A 24,269-nucleotide genomic window follows, 5' to 3' on the forward strand; every position below is an offset into this window, starting at 1 on the left:
TGCTGGTGGGTTTTAATTTTTTAGTAGTTGCGTCAAAATTGATCAAATAGCGCTAAACTCTATTCTAGAGAGAATCTTTTCAGTCAAAAACCGCTCTATTATGTTTGGAATTACGTCTTGAAAGGATGATTAATTTGAAATTCAACAAGCAGCAATGGGAATGGATCTTTTATGACTGGGCTAATTCCGGCTATGCCATGCTGATAACGACCGCGGTTTTTCCCATTTACTTTAAAGCCGTTGCCTTGCAAGGCGGCATCTCTTCAGCGGATTCAACGGCCTATTGGGGATATGCCAATAGTTTCAGTACTTTGATCATTGCACTGCTGGCGCCTTTGCTGGGAGCATTGGCCGATTATCCGCATGCTAAGCGACGCTGGCTGAATATTTTTACCTGGCTGGGGATCGTGACCGCCATGATTTTAGGCAGTCTGCCCGCAAATGGCATGATGGGGCCTGGCTATGGCTGATCATTGTCTATGTGATTTCCAATATGGGGTATTCTGGCAGCAATCTTTTTTATGATAGTTTTTTAACCGATGTGGCTGACGATGAGCAGATGGATGAAGTTTCTTCGGCTGGGTTTGGCTTTGGCTATCTGGGCGGCGTGCTCTCATTTGCCGTCTTTTTAGTCGCTGAATTGACGAATGGCTTTGGCATATTGGATGGCAATGGCGTGGCCCGATTCAGTTTTTGGCTCTCGGCCGGCTGGTGGCTGCTGTTTGCCTGGCCATTGATGAAAAACGGTCAGCAGCGCTATGGCGTTCCAGATACCAAAAATCGCATTGCCAACAGCTGGCAGCGCGTTTTGCAGACGCTGCGGCATATTAATCACTATCGTCAGGCATTTTGGTTTTTGGTGGCCTATTTCTTCTTTATTGACGGTGTTGACACGATCGTTACCATGGCTACGGTTATCGGTGAGGATCTGGGTATCAAGACGACGACGCTGATGATCGTCATGCTGGTAGTCCAATTGATTGCCGCGCCGTTTTCAATGCTGTATGCCTGGCTGGCCAAGAAGACCTCAACGCGGCGGGCATTATTGTTGAGTATCATTGTCTACATGCTGATCTGTCTTTATGCCCTAAAGCTTAAGTCTGCCGCTGATTTCTGGGTGCTGGCGATTTTGGTCGGAACCAGTCAAGGCGGTATTCAGGCCCTGAGCCGTTCTTATTTTGGCCGTTTGATTCCCAAAAGCGACAGCAGCGAGTTCTTTGGCTTTTACAACATTCTGGGCAAGTTTTCGGCAATTCTGGGACCGGTTTTGGTTGGACTGGCTACGCAATGGACCGGCAACTCACGCTGGGGAATCTTTTCTTTGGTGATTCTTTTTGTGATCGGTCTGGTCATCTTTTTGATTCTGCCGCGCCTGAACGATGTTAAACCGTAATAGGCAAAATTAAAAATCAAACTGCTGGACTGCTGACTTGCGTGAAGCACGATTCTTCGCTATACTACCAGTGCCGTCTTAGCTCAGATAGGTAGAGCACATCCATGGTAAGGATGAGGTCGGCGGTTCAAGTCCGCTAGACGGCTCTATCAAACCAGCGATAATCTACAAAGGCTTTCTGCAGTTTAGGCAGAAAGCTTTTCTTTTTTGATGAAGCCGGTGGTCGTTTTTGGTAAGATAAAAATATAGTCTCGTTTTTGAACATTGAAGAAAGGGGAAAGACATGAGCTTTATTGCCACTTTGGCGGGAATTCTTCTAGCCACGCAGCTTGTTTCGCATTTGTTCGCGCGGTGGGGCATTCCCGATGTCATTGGGCAGATCTTAGTCGGAGTCGTGGCTGGACCGGCTATGCTGAATTGGGTTCACCAAACAGAAATGATCAATGAGTTCCAAGAGATCGGCGTGATCATTCTGATGTTTATCGCTGGTTTGGAAAGCGACTTGAACCTGCTGAAGAAGTACCTTAAGCCGGCAGTGGTCGTGGCCTTGATGGGGATGATTCTGCCGGTTGTGGTCATGGGACTGGCAGCTGATCTGTTCGGCATGCAGTGGTTTGAGTCATTGTTTGTCGGCGTGATTTTTTCGGCGACCTCAGTCAGCATCTCGGTGGCCGTTTTGCGTGAGTATCAGCAGCTCGACAGCAAAGAAGGCGCAACGATTCTTGGTGCAGCGGTTGCCGATGATATTGGCGGCGTGATTGCGTTGAGCGTCTTGATCAGCATGATGCGCGGTCAGGGCTTTGATGGCGAACAGAACATGAGTCTTGGTCTGACCATCTTTTTGCAGCTGCTGTTTTTTGTCGGTACCTATCTGCTGGTTAAGTTTTTAGCACCTTATCTGATGCATGCCAGTCAACGTATGCTCACAATTGCTGCCCCTGCAGTCGCGGCAATGATCATCTGTCTGACGATGGCCGCGTTGGCTGATAAGGTTGGCTTGAGCGGTGCCGTGGGAGCATTCTTTGCTGGAATCGCGATTGGCAATACCAAGACCAGCGAAGTTGTCAACCAAAGCTTCGTACCGCTTGGCTATGCCCTGTTTATTCCGGTGTTTTTCGTAAACGTCGGCTTGAGCATGCGGCTGGATCATTTTGTCGATTCATTGCTGTTTATCATCGTCATGACGATTCTGGCTTGTCTGACCAAGCTGCTTGGCTGTGGCGGCGGTGCCAAAATGATGGGTTTTGACTTTAACAGCAGCTACGTGATCGGCAGCGGCATGGTCGCACGTGGCGAAATGGCCCTGATTACGGCACAGATTGGCTATGAAGCTCACCTGCTTTCTGAAAAGTACTATTCAGATGTGATTACGGTGATCGTTTTGGCAACGATTCTGGCACCGTTTATCTTGAAAAATGCCTTGCAGAAGGTTAAGCAGACAGCGAAAAGTCAAGCATGATAAAAAGTCCCCGTGCAGATTGGCACGGGGACTTTTTGAATTGTCAGGATTCTGCAGTCTCTAAAAGCTGGGCTGCGTTTTGCTCGATCACCGAACTGACGGGACCAGCACTGATCAAAGTCAGCTCATGCATTGCACGGGAGGCCATGGTATAGATCAATCCAACGGCACGCTCGGCTGGCAGGTTTTGGTCTGAGACGTTCCAGGCAATCGCAGCGTCAAACTCCAATCCTTTGGCCAGATAGATTGGCAAGACGACAATGCCAACTGGCAGCACGCTGTCTTGGCTGTCAAGCAGATGTACGATCGACTTAAACTGCCGGTGCAGCGTTTGATAGACTTGTTTGGCCTGCGCGCGGTCCTTGGTTAAAACGGCAATCGTTGCGTAGCGCTCATGCAAAATTGCAGTCTGCTGCAAAAGCGCGGTGGCGGCGTCGGCTGAATCAGCAGCGGCAATCAGTCGCGGTTTGGCACCATGTCTGGTAAACGAGATGATCTGATCGCCATCTGGCAGCAGGCTCTTGGCAAAATCGGTAATCTCCATGGTTGATCGATAGCTGCGCTTGAGTTCGATCAGGTTGGGATGCTTAAAGGCCAGGGCATCGTTTAGCTGCTGTAAAAGCTGACCGGGCAGCTGAAGCGGTTTAAAGAGGGCCTGCTCGCTGTCGCCAAGAATCGTAAACCTGGCTTTGGGGAAGGCGTGCTTTAGATAGATCAGCATGGCCAGTGAGTAGTCCTGCATCTCATCAATAAAGACGTATTGGAAAGAACGATTCTGCCCGCTGCCGCTCATCAAGTCACGCAGATACATCAGCGGTGCCGTATGCATTAGAGCGATGCGATGATACTCAAGCTGCTGCCGATAGCCAAAGAGCATGGACTGCCAGTCGCTGTTTTTGACTGCTGCGGGCCGGCTGAGCTGCTGCAGAAATTTTTCGTATTGGCTGTTAAAGTCGATGAAGTAATCGTTATAGATGGCATCATAGACGATCCGGAGCCGCTTTTTGGCCAGTTGATAGGAAAGATAGGCATACTGTTCATCTTCGTCGGCAAAATCGTCAATGGTTTTCTGACCATACAGATTATGCAGGCCAATGACGTCTTGATCGTTAAGCTCCTTGGCGATCCAATCGCTTTTGGCAACGTCTTGAATGCGACTCTTCAGCTCTTTGATCAAGGTGTTTTTGGTTTTCAACAGGCGGTCGGCAATCGTCATGGCTGCTGGCTGTGCTTGATAGATCGACTGGATATGTTCAGCACTGAAAAACGGCTGCTGTCTAAAGTTCAAATCGGTAAAGCAGATTGCATCTGGGTGCTGCTGGAGAAATTCCAGATATGCCTTGACTTGATACATGCAGTCGGCGCCTTCCAGATAATTGGCAATGTCAAGGCTGATAGCGGGGTTTTGCGATCGTGTCTCGTAGCGTTCAAACAAGGATTCAACGTTCAGTCCCTCAAATCGGCGCCTTAAAAAACCTTCCAGCGTTACCTGACGCATGTTGCGCTCACCCAGGCTGGGCAGCACGTCAGAGATATAATGGCTGAACAAAAGGTTGGGACTGAACAAGACAATCTGATCGGCATTGAGTGCGGTTCGGCTATGATAAAGCAGATAGGCGATTCGCTGCAGAATGGCGGAAGTCTTACCGGATCCTGCCACCCCTTGAACCAGCAGCAGATCGCTTTTGGTATCACGAATAATATCATTTTGTTCTTTTTGGATCGTCGCCACGATATTTTGCATGTACTGGTCGTTTTGATGGCCTAAAGCTTCCTGCAGCATTTGATCGCCGACGGTTTCATTAGTATCAAACATGTTGATGATCTGACCATCTTTAATGGTAAACTGCCGCTTTTTAACCAGCGTCGTTGACTGAGTGCCAGCCGGTGTCTGGTATTGGACCTTGCCCAGCGTACCGTTGTAGTAGATTCCTGAGATCGGCGCGCGCCAGTCATAGACGATAAAATCGGTCTTGTCATCGTTCATTAAAGAAGCCGTCCCGATGTAAAGCGATTCTGGCTCTTTTTCACCAGGATCCAGAATGTCGATGCGACCAAAATAAGGCGATTCCCGCAGCTGCTGCAGGGTCTGCAGCTGATGACGCAAGATGGTCTCGTTTTCGACCGTTCGCGCCACCAATTGCCGCTGCTGCTCAAGCTCAGAGCGGGATTCGGCAATATCATCAACTTCATAGCGGTTGATCGAGGCGTTTTCGCCAAAGTTCTTTTCCACGGCCCGCGTTTCCTGGTGGGCACTGTCTAAGGCAGCCTGCGTTTTTTTGATCTGGGCGTCAATCTGCTGAATCGTCCAGTCAACGCGCTGCTGTTCAAGCTTTCGTTCTGAGTATTCGTCTGCCAAGCTGAATTCCTCACTTTTCCAAAAAATTAGCTTAACTATTTTAGCACGTCCGAACATCAATTGTGGCTAAACCGAATTTTAATGGCAAAATCGGTGTTTATGGCGAAAGATAATGGTAACATTAAATGGATATTGAAAAAATTAATGATCAACAAGTAAAGCGGAGGTGAAAGTGGTGGAAAACCTCGCGATTGTTGACCTGGGATCAAATTCAGCTCGAATGGCGGTAACTGAAATCTCTCCGGATGGGAAGTTTCGGGAAATCAAGCGCGTTAAGGAAAATACGCGTCTTTCGGAAGGAATGGGTCATGAAAAGATTCTCCAACCCGAGGCAATGGAACGCACAATCCAGGCAATCAAGCACTTTAAGCGTCAGTATCAAGGCCTGCCCAATCTGCAGGTCCAGGCGATTGCAACGGCAGCAGTGCGGCAAGCCAAGAATCGACAAGAATTTCTTCAACGGGTCAAACAAGAAACCGGTCTGACGGTCCGCGTTCTTTCCGGCTATAAAGAAGCATATTATGACTATTTAGGCGTGGTGCGCACCCTTAAGCTCAATCATTGCCTGATTCTGGATGTTGGCGGGGCCAGCTGCGAACTGGTTCTGGTCCAGCATCGCAAGGCCAGAGACCTGATCTCGTTGCCGATTGGCGCGGTTAACCTGTCTGAGCAGTATCATCTGGGCGGCTACGTGCGCAGTGCCGATCTTTTTAAGGCCCAGGCAGCCGTTTGTGATCGACTCAATAAGATTCCTTGGCTGCGCTATGCCACACGGATGCCGATCGTCTTGTTAGGGGGCGCCAATCGAACGCTGGCCCGGATGAGTCGTTCGTATCGGCATAAAAATCGCGGCTCGATTCATGGTTATCGCTTAACGTCACGAGTGGTCTACGCGACCTATCGCGAGCTTTTGAGCCGCAATCTGGCCCAGCGCAAGAAAATGCCCGGATTAGAACCAGATCGAGCCGACATCATTATTGGCGGCATGCTGCCATTAGTGACGCTTTTGGAGCGCAACAGCGATGGCCGCGTTATTTTTTCGGAAAGCGGCGTGCGGGAAGGAATTATTACCGAATACATTCAGCAGCGCGAAAAACGGAGTCAAAACGATGAAAAACAATGATCTTAATCATGATTGGATGCATGGCCTCTACCGCTTGCCAACCAGCCAGCGGCAGCAGATTATCAGTGATCAGTTTTCATTAGCGGATGATCAGCAGGCCTTAATGAAGGAGAATGCCAGTCAGCTTGGCAGTCAGCTGATTGAAAACTATCTGACCGACTACCGCTTGCCAGAAGGGGTGGTAACCAACCTGGTCGTCAATCACAAGACCTATGCCGTGCCGGTGGTTACCGAAGAGCCTTCCGTCGTAGCGGCTGCCTGCAACGGTGCTAATCGAGCAGCTTTAAGCGGCGGCTTTACGGCTCCGGCAGCTGAGCGGGCAATGCTGGGGCAGGTGGTTTTAAAAAACGTTGCAGACCCTGCAGCACTAAACAAGTGGCTGCTTGAACATGAAACCGAGATCCTGGCGGTTGCCAATGCCGCGCATCCCTCAATGCAAAGACGCGGTGGTGGCGCTAAACGGATCAGAATCAGACCGGCAGCACCGTTTGTCAGCGTTGATCTGATCATCGGCGTAGGTGAGGCAATGGGCGCCAATACCGTCAATACGATGGCCGAGGCAGTCGCCCATTACTTAAAAGAGCAGGGCTATGACGTCTTAACGGCAATCTTGAGCAACGCGGCCTTTATGAGCCTGCAGTCGGCTGCTTGTCGGGTCAGCTTTAAGAACCTGGCAACGGCAACGATGAATGGCGAAGTCGTGGCACAGCGGATTGCCGAATTAAGCCAGCTGGCGCAGGTCGATCCATATCGGGCGGCTACTCACAACAAAGGAATCATGAACGGCATTGACGCACTGATGATCGCCAGCGGCAATGATTGGCGAGCAATCGAAAGCGGCGCGTATGCCTATGCAGCAAGCAGCGGTCAGCTTAAAGGACTCAGTACCTGGGAAATTGACGGTGATGCCTTATTGGGCCGGATAAAACTGCCATTGCCAGTGGGAACGGTCGGCGGCTCAATTGGGCTTAACCCTTTGACCAGGCTCAACTTTAAGATCAATGGTATTCATTCCGCGGGCGAATTGGCCAGGGTAGCTGCCAGTCTCGGTTTGGCACAGAATCTGGCTGCACTGCGGGCTTTAGCAACCAGCGGCATTCAGGCTGGTCATATGCAGATGCAGTATCGTTCGCTGGCCATTGCGGTGGGCGCGACGGCAGCTGAGGTTCCAGTTCTGGTCAAGCGTCTCAAAAAACTGCCGCAGGTTAATCAGAATGTTGCCAAGCAAGCACTTCAAGAACTGAGAAAGGACTCATTATGACAGAAGAACAACCAATTAAATTGAATCAAGAGGCCCAAAGCCTGTTGGATGCCGTTAATGCCATCTATCCGCAGGGCAGCGTCTTTGTCCAGTTTGAAGGTGAGAAATCCGGCTGGCTCAGACACGATCAGGCCCGTCAGACAACGCTGCCTGGCGGTTTGGTAATTACGGTGACTGATCTGACGGCCCCTGACTATACTGCTTCACATGAGCTGCTGCATTTATTGATGCTTTTGCGCGGCTTTCCGCAGATTTTCTTTCAGCTTTCATTAGGCAGTGAGGAGCTGGACGAACAAATGATGATCATGGCAACCGATCTTTACGATACGGTCATGCATCGGGTAGTTACGGCTGAGCAGCGCAAGCACGGCTTGATTGACGATCAGATCGAAGCAGAGTATTTTAAAGGCATCGAACATACCCTGACGCCTGAATCCGATCAAGCTGACGATGAGCGAACGATGCGGCTGCTGACGATTTTGGATGCCCTGGTCTTTTATGGTACCGGCGATCATCTGGCAGAATATGAAGCACGGCTGACCAAGCTTTATCCTGTGGCAGCCAAGGCAGCAGTGGCAATGTATGAAAAACTGGTCGCCAAGCCGATCAATTCGCCGTTTGACCTGCGTCGCAACGTTGTCAAGCTGTTTGAGCTGTTTGATGAGCAGATGACGGCCTGGGAGCTGCCTAAGCTGCACAATAAGGAATTCGTTACGCTGTCGCCGGTTTTAAGCGAACGGCAATTGCGATTGAGCGTTCGGCAGGTGTTTGAGATTTTCCATTCCGACATGAAAGATCGTAAGACTGGCAAGCGGGCCTACATCGGCGTACGGCGCAATGATGGACAGAACTCGTTTACGATTCCGGCTCCTGAAAACGATGCACCGGCTGAATTCTTAAAACTGTATGATGAGCCGGTTGAAAAACTGCTGACGGATCTAAACGTGCCATTTATCGTTAGAAAATAACTAAGGAAGTGGTTTGATGGATGCTAAAGATCAAGAATTGTTCGATCAGGCAAAGCAGATTGTCTTTTTGACCGGCGCCGGCGTTTCAACGGCTTCGGGAATTCCGGATTTTCGCAGTGCCAATGGCTTATATACACAGAATCACAATGCCGAATATTATTTAAGCCACCGCTATTTTGAAACCGATCCGGATGGCTTTTATGAATTCTGCAAGCAAAATCTGTATTTTCCCGATGCACTGCCCAATCCGATCCATCAAAAGCAGGTCGCCTTGGCACTTCAAGATCGAGCAACGATTATTACCCAAAATATCGACAATCTTTATGAAGTTGAATTTCAAAAACAAGGTGCCAAGCCGCGACATTTAATTGATTTTCACGGCAACCTTTACCATGTGTATTGTGAAAAATGCGGGCAGACGGTACCAGTCAGTGAGTATTTAGACAGTCGGCTGCACCAGACCGATCAAGGGCCGCTCCGTCCTGACATTGTCTTATACGATGAAGGCATCAAGCAGGATGACATTCTCGATTCCGTTCACGCGATGCAAAAGGCCGATCTGGTCGTAATCGTCGGTACCAGCATGCGCGTCTATCCATTTGCCGGGCTATTGGAGTACCGCAATCCGCAGGCTAAGGTAATGGCAGTCAATCAAGAAAAGCTTGACTTCCCATTTCCATTTGAGATGATTCAAGCCGATGCCACCAGCTTTTTTGCCGAACTGCGCGCTTAAAAGCTACTGAAGGCCCAGCCTGCTGCTGCAAGCTAAGCCTTTCTTAATCTTGATGCATGATTCCAAGGCGAAAGGAATGGTTTTGTGACCCAGATTACGCTTGGCCTGACGACCTGGTCAGAGCATCCCGCGCTGATTGATGGTCAACGGCAGACAACAACGCTTAATGAATATGCTCAGCATTTTCCGACCGTTGAAATCGATACGTTTTTCTATGCTTTGCCTAAATCGGCAACCGTTCAGAAATGGCTGACTGAGGTGCCGCGCGACTTTCAGTTTATCGTTAAGGCGCACCGGCTGATGACTCAGCATGAGAACCTGACCGAGCAGGACTCGTCATTAGCGGAGGTGTTTCAAAAATATCGTGATGCCATCATGCCATTGATTGCTGCTGGTCAGCTGAAATGCGTCCTGTTTCAGTTTCCGCCGTTTTTTGATGCACAGCTTGATCATATCGACTATCTGCGGCGGATTCGTCTACTAATGGGAAATCTGCCAATCGCCGTTGAGTTTCGAAATGCCAGCTGGTACCAGCCAGCGATTCTCCAACCACTGACCGAATTTTGCCGCGACCTGCAGCTTACGCTGGTTGCTGCTGATGAGCCGCACGATACCTTGACCAGCGTGCCGTTTTATCTGATCACGACCAATCCCAAGCTGGTAATGATCAGACTGCATGGCCGCAATCGCGAGGGCTGGGATCATCCGGACAAAGAGTGGCGAAAGAAACGGACGCTGTATCGTTATTCAAGCCGTGAACTGCAGGGATTGGCGACTTTGATTCAAAACCTTGCGCCGGCACCTCAACCTCAAGAAATCTGTGTCATCTTTAACAACAACTCAGGCAAAGATGCCGCGCCAAACGCCTTGGAACTGCAGCGAATCTTGCATCTTGAGTTTAAGGGACTGGCACCGCATGATCCCGAGCAGCTGAATCTGTTTTAAAATCAAGAAAAAACCGCTCATTTTATGTTAAACTAAAGATTATTAAATCCGTATTAGAAAGAAGGGCCAACATGGCTGAACAAAAACCAACTTATTACATCACAACACCGATTTATTATCCATCTGGCAAATTGCACATTGGGAATTCCTACACCGAAGTTGCCTGTGACGCTGAAGCCCGCTTTAAGCGTCTGGATGGCTATGACGTCTTCTTTTTGACGGGGACTGACGAACACGGTCTCAAGATTGAAGAAAAGGCTGAGAAGCTGGGAATGGAGCCACAAGCCTACGTTGATGAGATGGCAGCCGGGATTAAAAAACTGTGGAAAAAATTGGAAATCTCCAATGATAAGTTTATCCGGACCACGGACGACTATCATGAAAAAGCCGTGCAAAAGATTTTTCAAAAGTTCGTTGATCAAGGCGACATCTACAAGGGTGAATACGTTGGCTGGTATTCCGTCGATGATGAGGAGTACTTTACGGAAAGTCAGCTGGCTGAGGTCTACCGTGACGAAAACGGCAACGTAATCGGTGGCAAGGCGCCATCTGGTCATGAGGTGGAACTGGTCAAAGAAGAGTCCTATTTCTTTAAGATGAGCAAATACGCGGACTGGCTGATGAACTACTACAAGGAGCACCCTGACTTTATCGAGCCTCATACGCGGATGAACGAAATGCTCAAGAACTTCCTGGAACCTGGTCTGGAAGATCTGGCCGTTACGCGGACCTCATTTAACTGGGGCGTTAAGGTACCTGGCGATCCTAAGCACGTCGTATATGTCTGGATCGATGCCTTATCCAACTATATTACGGCACTTGGCTATGGCAGCGATGACGACAGCCTGTTTAAGAAATACTGGCCAGCCGACGTGCACATGGTTGGTAAAGAAATCGTACGGTTCCACACCATCTACTGGCCAATCATGCTGCATGCGCTGGGGCTGCCGCTGCCAAAGCACGTCATCGGTCACGGCTGGCTGACGATGAAAGATGGTAAGATGAGCAAGTCTAAGGGCAACGTGATCTATCCTGAAACGCTGGTTGACCGCTATGGCCTGGATGCTACGCGCTACTACCTGCTGAAGGCGATGCCATTTGGCAACGATGGCGTGTTCAGTCCGGAAGACTTTGTCGACAAGGTTAACTTTGATCTGGCAAATGACCTTGGGAACCTGCTTAACCGGACCGTTGCTATGATCAACAAATACCAAGATGGCGTCTTGAAGGGCGAAAATGCAGCGGCCACTGACTACGATCAGGATCTGGAAGCCACGGCAGCTCAAGCCTTTGACGAATACAAGGACTTGATGGACAAGACGCACTTTGCTGATGCATTGAGCGCAATCTGGAAGCTGATCTCGCGTGCTAATAAGTACATTGATGAAACTACGCCATGGCTGCTGGCTAAAGATGAAACCAAAAAAGATGAGCTTTCTGACGTTATGACGCACCTGGCTAAAAGTCTGCGCATGGTAGCTGCAATGCTGCAGCCGATTATGACACGCGCGCCAAAAGAAATTATGGATCAGCTTGGCCTGCCAAAAGAAGATATCGCCTTGACTGACCTGTCATTTAACGACTTCCCAGCTGAGGTTAAGGTCGCAGCTAAGGGAACGCCAATCTTCCCACGTCGTGATGTTGAAGAAGAAGTGGCCTTTATCAAGAGTCAGATGAGTGCCAACCAAAAGGCCAAGGGTCGCAAGGCAATGGCTGAGGCTGCCGAAAAAGCCAAGGCGCAAGCCCAGTTGCCAGAAATGAAAAAAGATATTCGAATTGACGTTTTTGACAAGGTGGATCTGCGGGTTGCTCAGATCAAGGCTGCTGATCATGTTGAAGGTGCCGACAAGCTGCTTAAGTTCCAACTGGATGACGGTACGGCTGAGGGTCGCCAGATCTTGTCTGGAATCGCGCAATGGTATCCAGATCCAAGCGTCCTGGTCGGCAAGAAGGTCTTAATCGTTGCCAACTTGAAGCCTCGTAAGATGCGCGGCGAGTTGAGTCAAGGCATGATCCTTTCTGATGAGGATGCTGCCGGCAACGTTCAAGTCGTAACGGTACCAGAAAACATGCAGCCAGGGACGACGGTCTGCTAATGACTGGACTAAAACCTGAATTAAAGATCTATGATTCGCATACGCATCTGAATGACGATGTCTTTTATGATGATGTACCGGCTTATCTGGCACGGGCCCATCATTTTGGCGTTGTTGAAATGAATATGATCGGCTCTAATGAACTGCTTAATCAGCGGGCCATTGAGCTGGCGCACCATTATACAGGACTGCATGCCGTGATTGGCTGGCATCCAGAAGATGTTGCCCGCTTTAATGCAAAAGCAGAAGAACTGCTCTTAGAACAGCTGACGGATTCAGTCGTTGTGGGAATTGGTGAAATCGGTTTGGACTACTTTAACGATGAACATTCGCCGCATGACGTGCAGAAACAAGTCTTTGAGCGTCAGTTAGCGATTGCTAGGGACTTAAAGATGCCGGTTTCGATCCATTGCCGTGACGCCTTGGCTGATACCTATCAAATCCTCAAAAACGCGCACGTGGAGGAATTTGGCGGGGTTATGCATAGCTTTAACGGCGATGTGGAATGGATGCAGCGCTTTTTGGATCTGGGCATGGAGATCTCCTACAGTGGCGTTGTGACGTTCAACAGCGCTAAGGACGTTCAAGCAGCCATGCTGGCAACACCGCTCGATCATCTGTTGGTCGAGACCGATGCTCCCTACCTGACGCCAGTGCCATATCGTGGTCAGCGAAATGAACCGGGCTTTACGCGTTTTACGCTTGAAAAAATTGCTGAGCTGCGTGAAGAATCACTAGAAGATGTTGCCAGGGCAACGTATGAGAATGCCAGTCGCTTATTTTTGAAACATTAATGAAAGGCCTTATGGAAAAGATTAAAGAAGTCATCGTTGTCGAGGGCAAGGATGATACCAAACAAATTGCTAAGGCCGTCAACGCCGACACGTTTGAGACAAACGGGTCGGCGTTGTCGTCAAAAGACCTTAGCCAGTTAGCAAAACTACAAGCAGCACGTGGCTTGATCGTTTTTACGGATCCTGATTTTAATGGCGAACGGCTGCGCAAGATTATCAGTCAAGCCGTTCCAGGCGTCAAGCATGCCTTCATTAGACGTGATCAGGGCGTGCCGGATGAAGCACATGGCAGCCTAGGCGTTGAGCATGCCGATCCGGCAGTTATCAAGGAAGCTTTGGCACACGTTTATACCCAAGAAACCGCGCCAGCAATGGTGATTACGACTGCCATGATGCGTCAGGCCGATTTGACGGGTGGCAGAAATGCCCGTGCTCGGCGCGAGCGGCTTGGGCAGCTGCTGGGAATCGGCTATGGAAATGCCAAGCAGATGCAAAAACGGCTTAATATGTTCCGCATTAGTCAAGAACAGTTTGAAAATGCCATTGAAAAAATCAATCAGGAGGAAAAAAGCGATGAGCAGTAATCCGGAAATCGGCAGTCTGAATCGGACCCGAGCCATTATGAAAGAATATGGCATTCACGCTAAAAAGGGCTTTGGTCAGAATTTTTTAACGGATCTCAACGTCTTAAAAAATATCGTTAAAGCAGCTGCTATTACCAAAGAAGACAATGTGATCGAAATCGGGCCTGGACTGGGTGCTTTGACTGAGCAGCTGGCACAGGCTGCTGGTCAGGTGGTGGCTTTAGAAATCGATACGGATCTGCTGCCGGTTTTGGATGAGGTGCTTTCTCCGTACGACAATGTTAAAGTGCTCAACCAAGACGTGCTGAAAGCAGATCTGCCAGCGCTGATTCAAGAACAGTTCGCTGATCCGAGCCGGCCGATTAAAGTGGTTGCCAATCTGCCTTACTACATTACCAGTCCAATTTTAATGGGCCTATTGGAAAGCCCGGTTGCCTGGTCGGCGATCTGCGTTATGATGCAAAAAGAGGTTGCTCAGCGTTTAACGGCTCAGCCAGGAACCAAGGAATACGGCTCGCTGACGCTGGCGATTGAGTATCGCATGCAGGCCCGGATTGCATTTGGGGTTTCACGTCACGCCTTTGTACCAGCGCCTAACGTAGACTCGGCCATCGTGGTTTTAACGCCGCGTACTCAACCGTTAGCTGCTAAGCCATATGACGAAGGAAAATTCTTCGGTTTCGTAAAGAATTGTTTTGCTCATCGTCGCAAGAGCCTGTGGAACAACCTCAAACCATTAGCTGGTAAGAATGCTGATAAACAGGTTGTTATTCAGAATGTGTTGGCAGAGTTAAGCATCTCACCGCAGATTCGACCAGAGAAGTTAACCTTGGAGCAGTTTATTACTTTAGCTAATCAACTTCACGCCCAAAAACTACTTTAAAAAATAAATTGATTTTTGGGAGGTCTTGTGATAAAATTTGACTTTTTAAAGATTCTTGCCGTATAATGTTTCTTTGTGAGGTGAGAATACATGCCAACGACAATTGCAGGCATCAAGGAAAAGCTTGATGCACAGGTAGGCCAAAAAGTACTGGTCACGGCGCAGGCTGGTCGTAAAAAGGTTACCCAGCGTCAAGGCATTTTAAGCGAGACGTATCCAGCAATCTTTATCGTTAAGCTTAACAAGCGTGAAGGTTCTTTTGATCGGGTTTCTTACAGTTATGCCGATCTCTTGACCAATAATATTTCTTTGACATTCGAAGAAGCTGAATAGCTCAGTAAAAGCATCGTGTTTAACGCGGTGCTTTTTTGTTTAGCAGCAAGGGAATCCTTAAGGCTGGCTTTAGTCTTTGAGCAATAGTTGCAACTCGGTCAGCCACATTTGTATAATAATTAAAATTACTTGTCAAAAAAGGGGGGTATGACCTTGATCATAACTGAAAAAGCTCCCGCCAAAATCAATCTGGCTTTGGATACCCCGATGCGCTATATTGATGGTCTGCCGCGCTGGAATATGGTGATGAACTCCATTGATCTCGCGGATTACGTTACAATTGAGACGCACCAGCATCAGCATCGTATCAAGGTTTATACCGACAGCAGCTTTTTGCCTAATGACCAGCGCAATCTTGCCTACCAGGCTGCCCATATTCTTAAAAATCGTTTTCACATTGATGAGGGCGTGACGATCAAGATTCAAAAACGAATCCCAGTGGCAGCTGGCTTGGGCGGTGGCTCATCAGACGCAGCAGCTGTCTTACGAGCACTTAATCAAGGCTGGAATCTGGGACTTTCTTTAAAAGAGCTTGCTCAGCTGTCGCTTTCGATCGATTCTGACGTGCCCTACTGCGTCTACAGTCAGACCGCCCATGTAACGGGACATGGCGAACAGGTCGAGGTATTAAGACCGTTTCCGCATTACTGGGCAGTCGTGGCCAAGCCTAAGATCAGCGTTTCGACACCAACGATTCTGCGGCAGATCAATTATGAAAAGCTGCAGCATCTGGATGTTGATTCGTTGGTCGACTGTATTCAAAACGGTCGCTGGCAGGAATCGTTTGCTTATATGGGCAACGTTTTGGAGCCGGTCACGATGAGGGAATATCCCGAGATTCGTCAGCTCAAGAAGCGTATGGAAAAGCTGGGGGCAGACGTGGTTCAGATGAGCGGCACGGGTCCAACCGTTTTTGCGCTTTGTCATAATGAGTCAAGAGCACGCCGGCTGCATAACAGCTTATGCGGTTTCTGTCGGGAAGTATATTTAGCCATGCTTTTATAGCCTAAGAGCGTCAGACGCGTTGCAATGCGGTTTGACGCTCTTTTATTCATTTTGCAATTATAAGTAATGAACAGTAGCTGTCTTTACAACTATTAGTCCATTTAAAAACAGTCATTTTCAAAATTTTTTAAAAAATGATATTCTCATTCTATGCATTATTCTACTAAAATATATTCATAAATTGATTGCATAAGCATATTTAAGAAAACGTATTCATTTTATATTAAACAGCCGTTAAACCGTTGATTTTAAAGGATTGACAACGCTTACTCGACGGGTTATATTAAGAGCGTAGTCAAGTAAGAAAACAAAGGAGTGACTGTATTATGCCAAGTCCAATTCATGTAACTTCGGAAATTGGCAAGCTGAAGACAGTTATGCTGCACCGGCCTGGTCGTGAAATTGAAAACATTACGCCAGATTCGATGTACCGTCTGCTGTTCGATGACATTCCATATCTGCCAATCGCGCAGGAAGAACACGATTACTTTGCTCAAACGCTGCGCGACCAAGGCATTGAAGTTCTCTATTTCGAAAAGCTGGCTGCTGAGGCACTGGCTGACCAAGACGTTAAGGAAGAATTCGTTGACCACATGGTTGCTGAATCCGGCTACGCAGCTGGTTTGATCCACGACGTTTTGAAGGAATACCTGTTGGCCATGAATACGCAAGACATGGTTAACAAGATCTTCGAAGGGGTTCGTCGCGAAGAAATCGATCTCCCACACATGACGCTGCAACAAGCTGCTGAAGACACTGAATGGCCATTCGTAATGGACCCAATGCCAAACGCATACTTTACGCGTGACCCACAAGCTTCAATCGGTGACGGCCTTTCCATCAACCGGATGACGTTCCCAGCTCGTCAGCGTGAATCCTTAATCACTGAATACATCATCAAGCACCACCCACGGTTTGCAGGTCAAGTCAATGTATGGCGCGACCGCAACCACGAAACGCACATTGAAGGTGGGGACGAACTGGTATTAAGCGACCACGTATTTGCTATCGGTATTTCCCAACGGACGACTGCCGATGCAATCGAAGACATCGCTAAGAACCTGTTCAAGAAGTCAAACTACGACACGGTCATTGCCATCAAGATTCCGCACAACCACGCAATGATGCACCTTGACACTGTCTTTACGATGATCGACTACGACAAGTTTACTGTTCACCCAGCAATCTTGGACGAAAACGGTCATGTTGACAACTGGGTACTGCACCCAGGCAAAGACGGCGAAATTACGATGGAACACCACACGGACATCAAGGAAGTGCTTAAGAAGGCCCTGAACAAGGACGACATTGACTTGATCCCAACTGGTAACGGTGACCCAATCATCGCTGCCCGTGAACAATGGAATGACGGCTCTAACACGCTGGCCATCGCACCTGGTGAAGTTGTTACCTACAACCGTAACTACGTATCCAACGATCTGCTGCGCAAGCACGGCATTTTGGTTCATGAGGTTCGTTCAAGCGAATTGTCTCGGGGTCGTGGTGGTCCACGTTGCATGTCCTGCCCAATTGTTCGTGAAGACCTCTAAAAGCAGGCATGCGGCTTGACCGCATTAAAACAGGCGCCGATCAATGAGATTTGGTGCAGATTAAAAGCGAAAGTTGGACCATCGCGATATGAATTCGCAACGGTACGACTTTCGCTTTTTTCGATTAAGAATTAAAATAATATTAGACAATTCTCAATCATTTATTTTTTTAAGGTGTGTAAGGGTTCAGAGGTGGGCGATTGAGTAGGAGTCGAAGTATTTTTAAGTCATTTAAGCGGCTTTAGGTTTGATTAGTTTAATGATGAGTGTTCTAGTCGATCTACGAATAGAAACGAGGGGATATTTATGGATACTCAAAAGAAAGGTATCGGTAAGGGCGAACTGATTGCCCTGATCGTTAGTTCATGTATCGGTACCGGTATTTTCGGGATTACCAGTGACGTTGCGGCTGCGGCTGCTCCAGGCCCAGCCCTTTTAGCTTGGCTGTTCGTTGCCTTTGGTTTTCTGATGCTGGTACTTTCTTTAAACAATCTGTCCAACAAGCGGCCTGACCTGCAAGGTGGGATCTTTGCCTATGCTGGGGAAGGTTTCGGTCCGTTGGGTGAATTTATTTCTGGCTGGTCCTACTGGCTGTCAGCTTGGCTGGGTAACATTGCCTTTGCTACGATGCTGATGAGTTCAATTGGGACTTTCATTCCAACTTTTAAGGGCGGCCAAAACGTTCCATCAATTATTGTTGCAATTATTTTCTGTTGGCTGTTAACGATCCTGGTTAACAATGGTGTTGAAAGTGCCACCTTCGTCAACATGATTGGGACGATCTGCAAGATTGTACCGCTGATCATCTTCATCATCATCATGTTTGTCTGCTTCAAGGGCGGCATGTTTACGGCTGACTTCTGGGGCAAGGTTGCAAGCAACGCCACTAAAGGCACGACGACGGGTTCGGTCTGGACTCAAATGAAGGGTACGCTGATGACTCTGATCTGGGTATTTATCGGGATCGAAGGGGCATCAGTCATGGCTCACCGTGCTAAGTCGCGTTCTGAAACCGAACAAGCTTCGGTTATCAGTTTCATTCTGCTGGTAATCATCTACGTTCTGATTTCAATCCTGCCATACGGTGCGCTGACGCGGGCTCAACTGGCCGGCATGGGTCAGCCTGCTTTGGGCCACGTTCTGGAAATGACGGTTGGCCACTGGGGCGCGGTATTGATCAACGTTGGTCTGATCATCTCAACGATCGTTTCCTGGCTGTCTTGGACGATGCTGCCAGCTGAAACGACGATGCTGGTTGCCGATGACAAGGCAATGCCAAAAGCTTGGGGCAAGGTTAACTCCAAGAACGCGCCAACGACTTCTTTGATGATCACGGGCGTTTTACAGACGATCTTCCTGTTCTCGCTGCTGTTTACGGAAAAGGCTTATGAATTTGCCTACTCGCTCTGTGCTGCCGCAATTTTGTTCTCCTACCTGTTTGTTGGTCTCTACCAGATGAAGTTGAGTTCCGAACGTAAGGAATGGGGTCAATACACGGTCGGTCTGCTTTCTGCGCTGTTCATGTTTGCCTGCATGTTCCTGGCTGGTTGGCAAGAAGTTCTGCTGGTTACGATCAGCTTTATTCCAGGCTTCTGTGTCTACTACGCTGGCTGCAAGGAAAACAATCACAAGTTCTCTAAGGCTGAGCTGTGGACGATGGGCTTGATTCTGGTATTGAGTGTTGTTGCCATCGTATTGGTATTCAATGGCACGATTACCATTAGCTAGCAATTTTTAACGGATGGTCGTCATTGACTGAATCAAGACTATTTAAAAGCTTAAAGACGAATTTAAATCGTGTTGGAATTTCTCCAGCACGATTTTTTATATAAAGGATTGCGCTGACGTACAAAATTAGGTAAGATAGTCACTGTTACTAAATCGTAATTATTACTATTTATTTTTGCGAGGTGAAAAGATGGATCGACGCTTTTGGAAAATCGTGGCTGGCTTGAGCTTGGCATTGGCGGTGATTTTTGGTCTGGCAGCTACTGACTGGCATCCGCAGCAAAAATCACAGCGGCCGATTAAAGTCGTTGCCAGCCTGAATTTTTATGGCGAAGCTGCCCAGGCCGTCGCAGGAAAATATGGCCAAACTGTTTCCGTAATCGATAATGCGGCGGTTGACCCGCATGAGTATCAGCCGGCGACCGTTCAAGCCGAGCAGGTTGCCAAAGCGAATGTTGTGATTTTAAATGGTCTGGGCTATGATCAGTGGATGAATGATCTGGTTAAGGCTAATCAAAATGGATCACAAACGGTCGTTAACGTCGGCAGACAGATCGCCGGCCAAAAGAATGGTGCCAACGAGCATGTCTGGTACCGACCACAGACGATGAAAAAACTGGCGTACTATCTGGCAAAAAAATATGCCAAGCTTGATCCTAAGCATAAACAATACTATTATCGCAATGCCAAAAAATATGTCAGTTCATTGACAGCGATTGATCAGCAGATTGAAAAATGCCGTCAGCTGGCTCAAAAACAAAAAGTTGACGTCAGCGAGCCGGTTTTTGATTACGCCTTAGAGAATCTAGGCTATCAGATCAATGACCGTCATTTTGAAAAAGCAATTGAAGATGGCAACGATCCATCGCCAAAGGATATTCAGCAGCTGCAGCAGGATATTCAAGAGCATCGGATCGCATTCTTTGTTAATAACAAACAGTCGCAGAGCAAGACGATCGACAACCTGGTCGCACTGGCTAAAGAAAATCACGTTCCAGTTCTTAACGTTACCGAATCCCAGCCGAATGGCAAAACCTATCGGCAATGGATGCTGGGGCAGTATCGGCAGCTCTATCGAATCCTACAGCGAGGTGAATGATCATTTCTCTTATTACAGTTAAAAACCTGACTTTAGCCTATGGTGATAAGAATATCGTTGACGACTTAAGCTTTTCTTTGGCGCCTGGCGATTTTCTGGTCGTGATTGGTGATAACGGCGTCGGCAAGACCACGCTGGTAAGATCGCTTTTGGGACAGCTCAAGCCCAAAAAAGGCGTGATTGAGATGCCTGACAAGCTGAAGATCGGCTATGTTCCACAGTTTCGCAATCTGGATGAAGAATATCCCTTATCGATTAAAGACTTTGTCGCTTTAAATGCCGGCAAGAGTCTGCGCCCATGGCTGAATCAAAAAGAACGCCAGCAGTTGCACCATATTTTAGAGCTGACGGATCTGACACGCATTCAGGATCGCTTGTTGGGGCAGGCTTCGGGCGGTGAAAAGCAGCGCGCCTACCTGGCACAGGCACTGCTTGGCAATCCGCGGCTTTTGATCTTGGATGAGTCAACAGCCAGTCTCGATAATGAAATGAAATATGAGCTTTTAGACTTGGTAGCCAAGCTGCAAAAGCAGGGACTCAGCGTCATCTTTATTACGCATGACTGGGATCTGGCTCGCAGTTATGGCACGCGCTATCTAAAGATGATGCCGGATAGCTATCAGACCGGATCGATTGAAGAATTCCGACAGGGGGTTAAAAATGTTTGAGTTGAGCTTTATGCGCAATGCGTTTATGGCCGGCACGTTTATCGCCATTGTTAGCGGGACGATTGGCGTTTTTGTGATGGCGCGCAGCATGTCTTTTCTGACGCACACACTGTCAGAAATCGGGTTTGCTGGGGCTTCATTTGCGGTTTTTGCAGGGTGGCCGGCATTAAATGGGATGCTTTTGTTCACCATGCTTAGCTCGGTCTTAGTGGGTCAGATGAGCATTAAGGAATCTCGCCGCGAAGCTGTTATCAGCGCGGTCTCAGCTCTTTTCATCGGCTTAGGGATCTTGTTTTTGTCACTTTCCAGTCAAACGGCCAGCTCAGCCACCAGCATTCTGTTTGGCAGCGTGGTTGGGATCAGCAGGCAAGAGGTCTGGCAGCTGGTGGGCCTGTCGCTTTTGGTGATGGTGGTCGTGATGATTGGCTACCGCCAGCTGAAGTTTGATTCGTTTGATGCTGTCGGTGCGCGGGTTAACGGCATCAACAGCACACTGATCTCGGTCGTCTTTTTGCTTTTGCTGGCATTAAGCGTCAGTGTGGCAGCTCAGATCGTTGGTTCGCTGCTGATCTTTATTCTGCTGACGCTGCCTGCTGCCAGTGCCAAGTATTTTACGCATGGCGTGGCCAAGATGATCGTTTTAGCAATCCTATTTGCCATGCTGGGAACCTGGCTGGGATTGTATCTGGGGTATTTGACCAACTGGCCGGTGAGCTTCTTTATTGCGGTGATTGAAGTAGTGATTTATGTGACTGCCTTGATTTTTCAGCACTTGGTCAATGATTAGCAGAAAGTGTTAAAATAAAACACGGCTCAAGCTTTGGGCGGTGTTTTTTATTTTCGGTCGCATCAGCCATCCGCTGGCAATCTAAGTCCGGAATTTCTCTTTTTTGCTTGATTAAATCGGTTAATCCTTTTAGGTGGCGCTGTCATCGTGATTGTTTGCCGAAATAGCTCTTAAGATTCTGAATAAAATTGCGGTAAAAGACGAACTATTATGTTATGATTTGAAGGTATCAATAATTATTAGCTCAAGTAAAAGAGGGAAATCACATGAAAGTCAGACGCAGTAATCGCTTGGTTGATATGACGCGCTATTTGATGGAACATCCACGGACGCTGGTTTCATTGAAGTTTTTTGGCGAACGTTACGGCTCGGCCAAGTCATCAATCAGTGAGGATCTAAGCATCATTCGGCGGACGCTGCACACTTGGGGCGTCGGTCGTCTGGAAACCCTGCCTGGTGCCAGTGGCGGGGCCCGTTTGACGCTGCTCTACTCTGAAGAAAATGCTGCGCAGGTCATTGATGATCTGGTTAAGGCAGTTGACGATGACAGCCGGCTCTTACCAGGTGGCTATGTCTATCTATCGGATCTTTTGGGACGGCCGGACGTGCTTCGCGAAGTCGGCCGTTTGATTGCGACTCAATATGTTGACGATGACGTTGACGTGGTAATGACGGTCGAGACGAAAGGAATTCCGATTGCTCAAAGCGTAGCGATGTATCTGAACAAGCCATTTGTAATCGTACGTAACAGCTCTCACATTACGGAAGGCTCAACGGTCAGCGTCAATTACGTCTCGGGTTCGTCACAGCGGATCAAAAAAATGGAGCTTTCACGGCGGACGCTTAAAGAAGGTGCCAACGTAATCGTCGTGGATGACTTTATGAAGGGTGGCGGTACGCTGAACGGGATGAAGTCGCTGATTGAAGAATTCGGTGCTCATCTGGTCGGCATGACGGTCTTTGCAGAGGGGCAATTCAGTGGTCAGCGCTTGGTTGACGGCTGCACTTCATTGATCAAGGTTCAGGCCGTTGACGATACGACCAATAAAAAAATCACTGCTCAGCCAGGCAGCTATATGGAAGCCGTATTTGGCAATAAAAAGGAGAAATAAATAAAAATGACGCAACGCAATGCAATTATTCTCGCGGCCGGTAAAGGTACGCGGATGAAGTCCAAGCTTTATAAAGTGTTGCACCAAGTGTGTGGCAAAACGATGGTTGAACATGTCTTAGGTCAGCTGGAAGAAGCTAAGATCGACAACATCGTGACGGTGGTTGGCTATGGTGCCGAAACCGTTGAGCAGACGCTGGGCAATCGGACCAAATATGCTTTGCAAAAACAGCAGCTGGGGACTGGTCATGCGGTTATGCAGACTGAATCGCTGCTGGGTGATCAAGAAGGCGAGACGCTGATCGTCAGTGGGGATACGCCTTTGTTTACTGCCGCAACCTTCAACAAGATGTTTGAATACCATGAGCAGCGTCATGCGGCAGTTACCATTCTGACTTCAGTGGCACCTGATCCGACTGGCTATGGCCGCATCGTTCGCAATGACGTGGGTATCGTTGAGCGGATCGTTGAACAAAAAGATGCCACGCATGAAGAACAGGAAATTCATGAAATCAATACTGGTGTCTACTGCTTTGACAATCAAAAGCTGTTCCAGGCCCTTAAGCTGATCAATGATGACAATGCCCAAGGCGAGTACTACTTGACGGATGTCATCGGCATTTTAAAGAACCATGGCGAAATCGTCACTGCTTATCGAATGGCTGACTTTGACGAATCAATGGGGGTCAATGATCGCGTTGCCTTGGCGCGGGCCAACAAGATCATGCGTAAGCGGATCAACACCCGCTTGATGAAAGACGGTGTCACCATGGTGGATCCAGAAACCACTTATATCGATGCCGACGTTAAGGTGGGCCGCGACACGGTAATTGAAGGCAACGTTGTGATCAAAGGCAATACCACGATTGGCAGCGACTGCTTTATCGGCGCTCACTCAGTCATCAAGGATTCAGTTCTGCATGATGACGTCAAGGTCTATGCCTCAACGCTGGAAGAAGCTGAAATGCACACCGGATCAGACGTTGGCCCCAACAGTCATCTGCGTCCTCAGGCTGAGATCGGCAAGGGTGTTCATATCGGCAACTTCTGTGAGATCAAGAAAGCCTATATTGGCGAAAATACCAAGATTGGTCATTTGAGCTATGTTGGCGATGCTACTCTGGGTAAGAACATCAACATCGGCTGTGGCGTGGTCTTTGTCAACTATGATGGCTCCAAGAAGCATCACACCAACGTTGGCGATCATGCCTTTATCGGCAGCAATTCTAATATCGTGGCCCCTGTCAATATTGCCGAAGACTCGTTTGTTGCGGCTGGGTCTACGATTACGGACAGCACGGAACGTTTTGACATGGCAATTGCCCGAGCACGGCAGGTCAATAAACCGGATTATGCTAAGAAGCTTCCCTGGTAACAGTTGCTTTTTGGA

General features: G+C 48.4%; 20 protein-coding genes, 1 tRNA gene and 1 pseudogene. 21 read left to right on the forward strand and 1 reads right to left on the reverse strand.

Translation table 11 applies throughout. The features are described 5' to 3' along the window. Positions 1–134 precede the first annotated feature (134 nt). The 3 genes and pseudogenes from H0G69_RS00710 to H0G69_RS00720 all read left to right on the forward strand — a co-directional run bounded on the left by H0G69_RS00710 (position 135) and on the right by H0G69_RS00720 (position 2,852). Positions 135–1,393 (forward strand): annotated as a pseudogene (locus H0G69_RS00710) (MFS transporter). A 72-nt stretch (positions 1,394–1,465) separates the two neighbouring features. Continuing rightward, positions 1,466–1,539 (forward strand) — tRNA-Thr (locus H0G69_RS00715). Between the two features lie 137 nt (positions 1,540–1,676). Beyond that, positions 1,677–2,852, forward strand: a complete 1,176-nt coding sequence (locus H0G69_RS00720) for a cation:proton antiporter (RefSeq protein WP_033935227.1) — start codon at positions 1,677–1,679, stop codon at positions 2,850–2,852. 43 nt (positions 2,853–2,895) lie between these two features. On the opposite strand, the gene helD is transcribed toward H0G69_RS00720, so the two are convergent. Further along, positions 2,896–5,211: an RNA polymerase recycling motor HelD gene (gene helD / locus H0G69_RS00725; RefSeq protein WP_180304947.1), complete on the reverse strand. Its 2,316-nt coding sequence runs from the start codon at positions 5,209–5,211 to the stop codon at positions 2,896–2,898. A gap of 175 nt (positions 5,212–5,386) precedes the next feature. Here helD and H0G69_RS00730 point away from each other — a divergent pair, with 175 nt between their 5' ends. The 18 genes from H0G69_RS00730 (at position 5,387) to glmU (ending at position 24,254) form a co-directional block, all read left to right on the forward strand. Continuing rightward, positions 5,387–6,334, forward strand: coding sequence for a Ppx/GppA family phosphatase (locus H0G69_RS00730; protein ID WP_006499373.1), 948 nt, complete (start codon positions 5,387–5,389; stop codon positions 6,332–6,334). Next, positions 6,321–7,595, forward strand: coding sequence for a hydroxymethylglutaryl-CoA reductase, degradative (locus H0G69_RS00735; RefSeq protein ID WP_180304948.1), 1,275 nt, complete (start codon positions 6,321–6,323; stop codon positions 7,593–7,595). The genes H0G69_RS00730 and H0G69_RS00735 overlap by 14 nt, the downstream gene beginning before the upstream one ends. Then, positions 7,592–8,563, forward strand: coding sequence for an IpaB/EvcA family protein (locus H0G69_RS00740; protein ID WP_074504950.1), 972 nt, complete (start codon positions 7,592–7,594; stop codon positions 8,561–8,563). The genes H0G69_RS00735 and H0G69_RS00740 overlap by 4 nt, the downstream gene beginning before the upstream one ends. 16 nt (positions 8,564–8,579) lie before the next feature. After that, positions 8,580–9,296 (forward strand): NAD-dependent protein deacylase, encoded by a 717-nt coding sequence (locus H0G69_RS00745; RefSeq protein ID WP_033935231.1) that lies wholly within the window; start codon positions 8,580–8,582, stop codon positions 9,294–9,296. Positions 9,297–9,380: 84 nt separating this feature from the next. Then, positions 9,381–10,241, forward strand: a complete 861-nt coding sequence (locus tag H0G69_RS00750) for a DUF72 domain-containing protein (protein WP_180304949.1) — start codon at positions 9,381–9,383, stop codon at positions 10,239–10,241. A gap of 71 nt (positions 10,242–10,312) precedes the next feature. Further along, complete coding sequence (metG, locus tag H0G69_RS00755) at positions 10,313–12,337, forward strand: methionine--tRNA ligase (RefSeq protein ID WP_180304950.1); 2,025 nt, start codon at positions 10,313–10,315, stop codon at positions 12,335–12,337. Continuing rightward, a complete protein-coding gene (locus tag H0G69_RS00760) occupies positions 12,337–13,131 on the forward strand; it encodes a TatD family hydrolase (RefSeq protein WP_180304951.1) in 795 nt (264 codons plus the stop codon). The genes metG and H0G69_RS00760 overlap by 1 nt, the downstream gene beginning before the upstream one ends. Positions 13,132–13,142: 11 nt before the next feature. Next, positions 13,143–13,715: a ribonuclease M5 gene (gene rnmV / locus H0G69_RS00765; protein ID WP_180304952.1), complete on the forward strand. Its 573-nt coding sequence runs from the start codon at positions 13,143–13,145 to the stop codon at positions 13,713–13,715. Beyond that, positions 13,705–14,598, forward strand: coding sequence for a 16S rRNA (adenine(1518)-N(6)/adenine(1519)-N(6))-dimethyltransferase RsmA (rsmA, locus tag H0G69_RS00770; RefSeq protein ID WP_180304953.1), 894 nt, complete (start codon positions 13,705–13,707; stop codon positions 14,596–14,598). Before rnmV ends, rsmA begins: the two co-directional genes overlap by 11 nt. Positions 14,599–14,688: 90 nt before the next feature. Further along, positions 14,689–14,931 (forward strand): Veg family protein, encoded by a 243-nt coding sequence (locus tag H0G69_RS00775; protein WP_006499382.1) that lies wholly within the window; start codon positions 14,689–14,691, stop codon positions 14,929–14,931. Positions 14,932–15,084: 153 nt separating this feature from the next. After that, a complete protein-coding gene (gene ispE, locus H0G69_RS00780; protein ID WP_180304954.1) occupies positions 15,085–15,936 on the forward strand; it encodes a 4-(cytidine 5'-diphospho)-2-C-methyl-D-erythritol kinase in 852 nt (283 codons plus the stop codon). Between the two features lie 326 nt (positions 15,937–16,262). Further along, the gene (gene arcA, locus H0G69_RS00785) at positions 16,263–17,486 is read left to right on the forward strand and encodes an arginine deiminase (RefSeq protein WP_180304955.1); all 1,224 of its coding nucleotides are present in this window, start codon (positions 16,263–16,265) and stop codon (positions 17,484–17,486) included. A gap of 306 nt (positions 17,487–17,792) precedes the next feature. Next, entirely contained in the window at positions 17,793–19,214 is a 1,422-nt protein-coding gene (locus H0G69_RS00790) for a basic amino acid/polyamine antiporter (RefSeq protein WP_180304956.1), read from the forward strand. Between the two features lie 190 nt (positions 19,215–19,404). Further along, complete coding sequence (locus H0G69_RS00795; RefSeq protein WP_048344763.1) at positions 19,405–20,313, forward strand: metal ABC transporter solute-binding protein, Zn/Mn family; 909 nt, start codon at positions 19,405–19,407, stop codon at positions 20,311–20,313. Positions 20,314–20,315: 2 nt separating this feature from the next. Beyond that, positions 20,316–20,981 carry a metal ABC transporter ATP-binding protein gene (locus H0G69_RS00800; RefSeq protein WP_034539073.1) on the forward strand — a complete coding sequence of 222 codons (666 nt, stop codon included), beginning with the start codon at positions 20,316–20,318 and terminating at the stop codon, positions 20,979–20,981. Beyond that, positions 20,974–21,768, forward strand: coding sequence for a metal ABC transporter permease (locus H0G69_RS00805; RefSeq protein ID WP_006499388.1), 795 nt, complete (start codon positions 20,974–20,976; stop codon positions 21,766–21,768). The genes H0G69_RS00800 and H0G69_RS00805 overlap by 8 nt, the downstream gene beginning before the upstream one ends. Positions 21,769–22,034: 266 nt before the next feature. Continuing rightward, complete coding sequence (gene purR, locus H0G69_RS00810; protein ID WP_033935239.1) at positions 22,035–22,880, forward strand: pur operon repressor; 846 nt, start codon at positions 22,035–22,037, stop codon at positions 22,878–22,880. Between the two features lie 6 nt (positions 22,881–22,886). Further along, positions 22,887–24,254, forward strand: a complete 1,368-nt coding sequence (gene glmU, locus H0G69_RS00815; RefSeq protein WP_180304957.1) for a bifunctional UDP-N-acetylglucosamine diphosphorylase/glucosamine-1-phosphate N-acetyltransferase GlmU — start codon at positions 22,887–22,889, stop codon at positions 24,252–24,254. The last annotated feature ends 15 nt before the right edge of the window (positions 24,255–24,269 follow it).

The sequence above is a fragment of the Limosilactobacillus mucosae genome (assembly GCF_013423865.1).
Taxonomy (GTDB): Bacteria; Bacillota; Bacilli; order Lactobacillales; family Lactobacillaceae; genus Limosilactobacillus; species Limosilactobacillus mucosae.

Coding starts and splice junctions, on each gene's coding strand:
- H0G69_RS00805 (WP_006499388.1), top strand. CDS start 20,974: ATGTTTGAGTTGAGCTTTATGCGCAATGCGTTTATGGCCGGCACGTTT.
- purR (WP_033935239.1), top strand. CDS start 22,035: ATGAAAGTCAGACGCAGTAATCGCTTGGTTGATATGACGCGCTATTTG.
- H0G69_RS00760 (WP_180304951.1), top strand. CDS start 12,337: ATGACTGGACTAAAACCTGAATTAAAGATCTATGATTCGCATACGCAT.
- glmU (WP_180304957.1), top strand. CDS start 22,887: ATGACGCAACGCAATGCAATTATTCTCGCGGCCGGTAAAGGTACGCGG.
- H0G69_RS00775 (WP_006499382.1), top strand. CDS start 14,689: ATGCCAACGACAATTGCAGGCATCAAGGAAAAGCTTGATGCACAGGTA.
- rsmA (WP_180304953.1), top strand. CDS start 13,705: ATGAGCAGTAATCCGGAAATCGGCAGTCTGAATCGGACCCGAGCCATT.
- H0G69_RS00720 (WP_033935227.1), top strand. CDS start 1,677: ATGAGCTTTATTGCCACTTTGGCGGGAATTCTTCTAGCCACGCAGCTT.
- arcA (WP_180304955.1), top strand. CDS start 16,263: ATGCCAAGTCCAATTCATGTAACTTCGGAAATTGGCAAGCTGAAGACA.
- H0G69_RS00790 (WP_180304956.1), top strand. CDS start 17,793: ATGGATACTCAAAAGAAAGGTATCGGTAAGGGCGAACTGATTGCCCTG.
- rnmV (WP_180304952.1), top strand. CDS start 13,143: ATGGAAAAGATTAAAGAAGTCATCGTTGTCGAGGGCAAGGATGATACC.
- H0G69_RS00745 (WP_033935231.1), top strand. CDS start 8,580: ATGGATGCTAAAGATCAAGAATTGTTCGATCAGGCAAAGCAGATTGTC.
- H0G69_RS00740 (WP_074504950.1), top strand. CDS start 7,592: ATGACAGAAGAACAACCAATTAAATTGAATCAAGAGGCCCAAAGCCTG.
- H0G69_RS00795 (WP_048344763.1), top strand. CDS start 19,405: ATGGATCGACGCTTTTGGAAAATCGTGGCTGGCTTGAGCTTGGCATTG.
- metG (WP_180304950.1), top strand. CDS start 10,313: ATGGCTGAACAAAAACCAACTTATTACATCACAACACCGATTTATTAT.
- H0G69_RS00735 (WP_180304948.1), top strand. CDS start 6,321: ATGAAAAACAATGATCTTAATCATGATTGGATGCATGGCCTCTACCGC.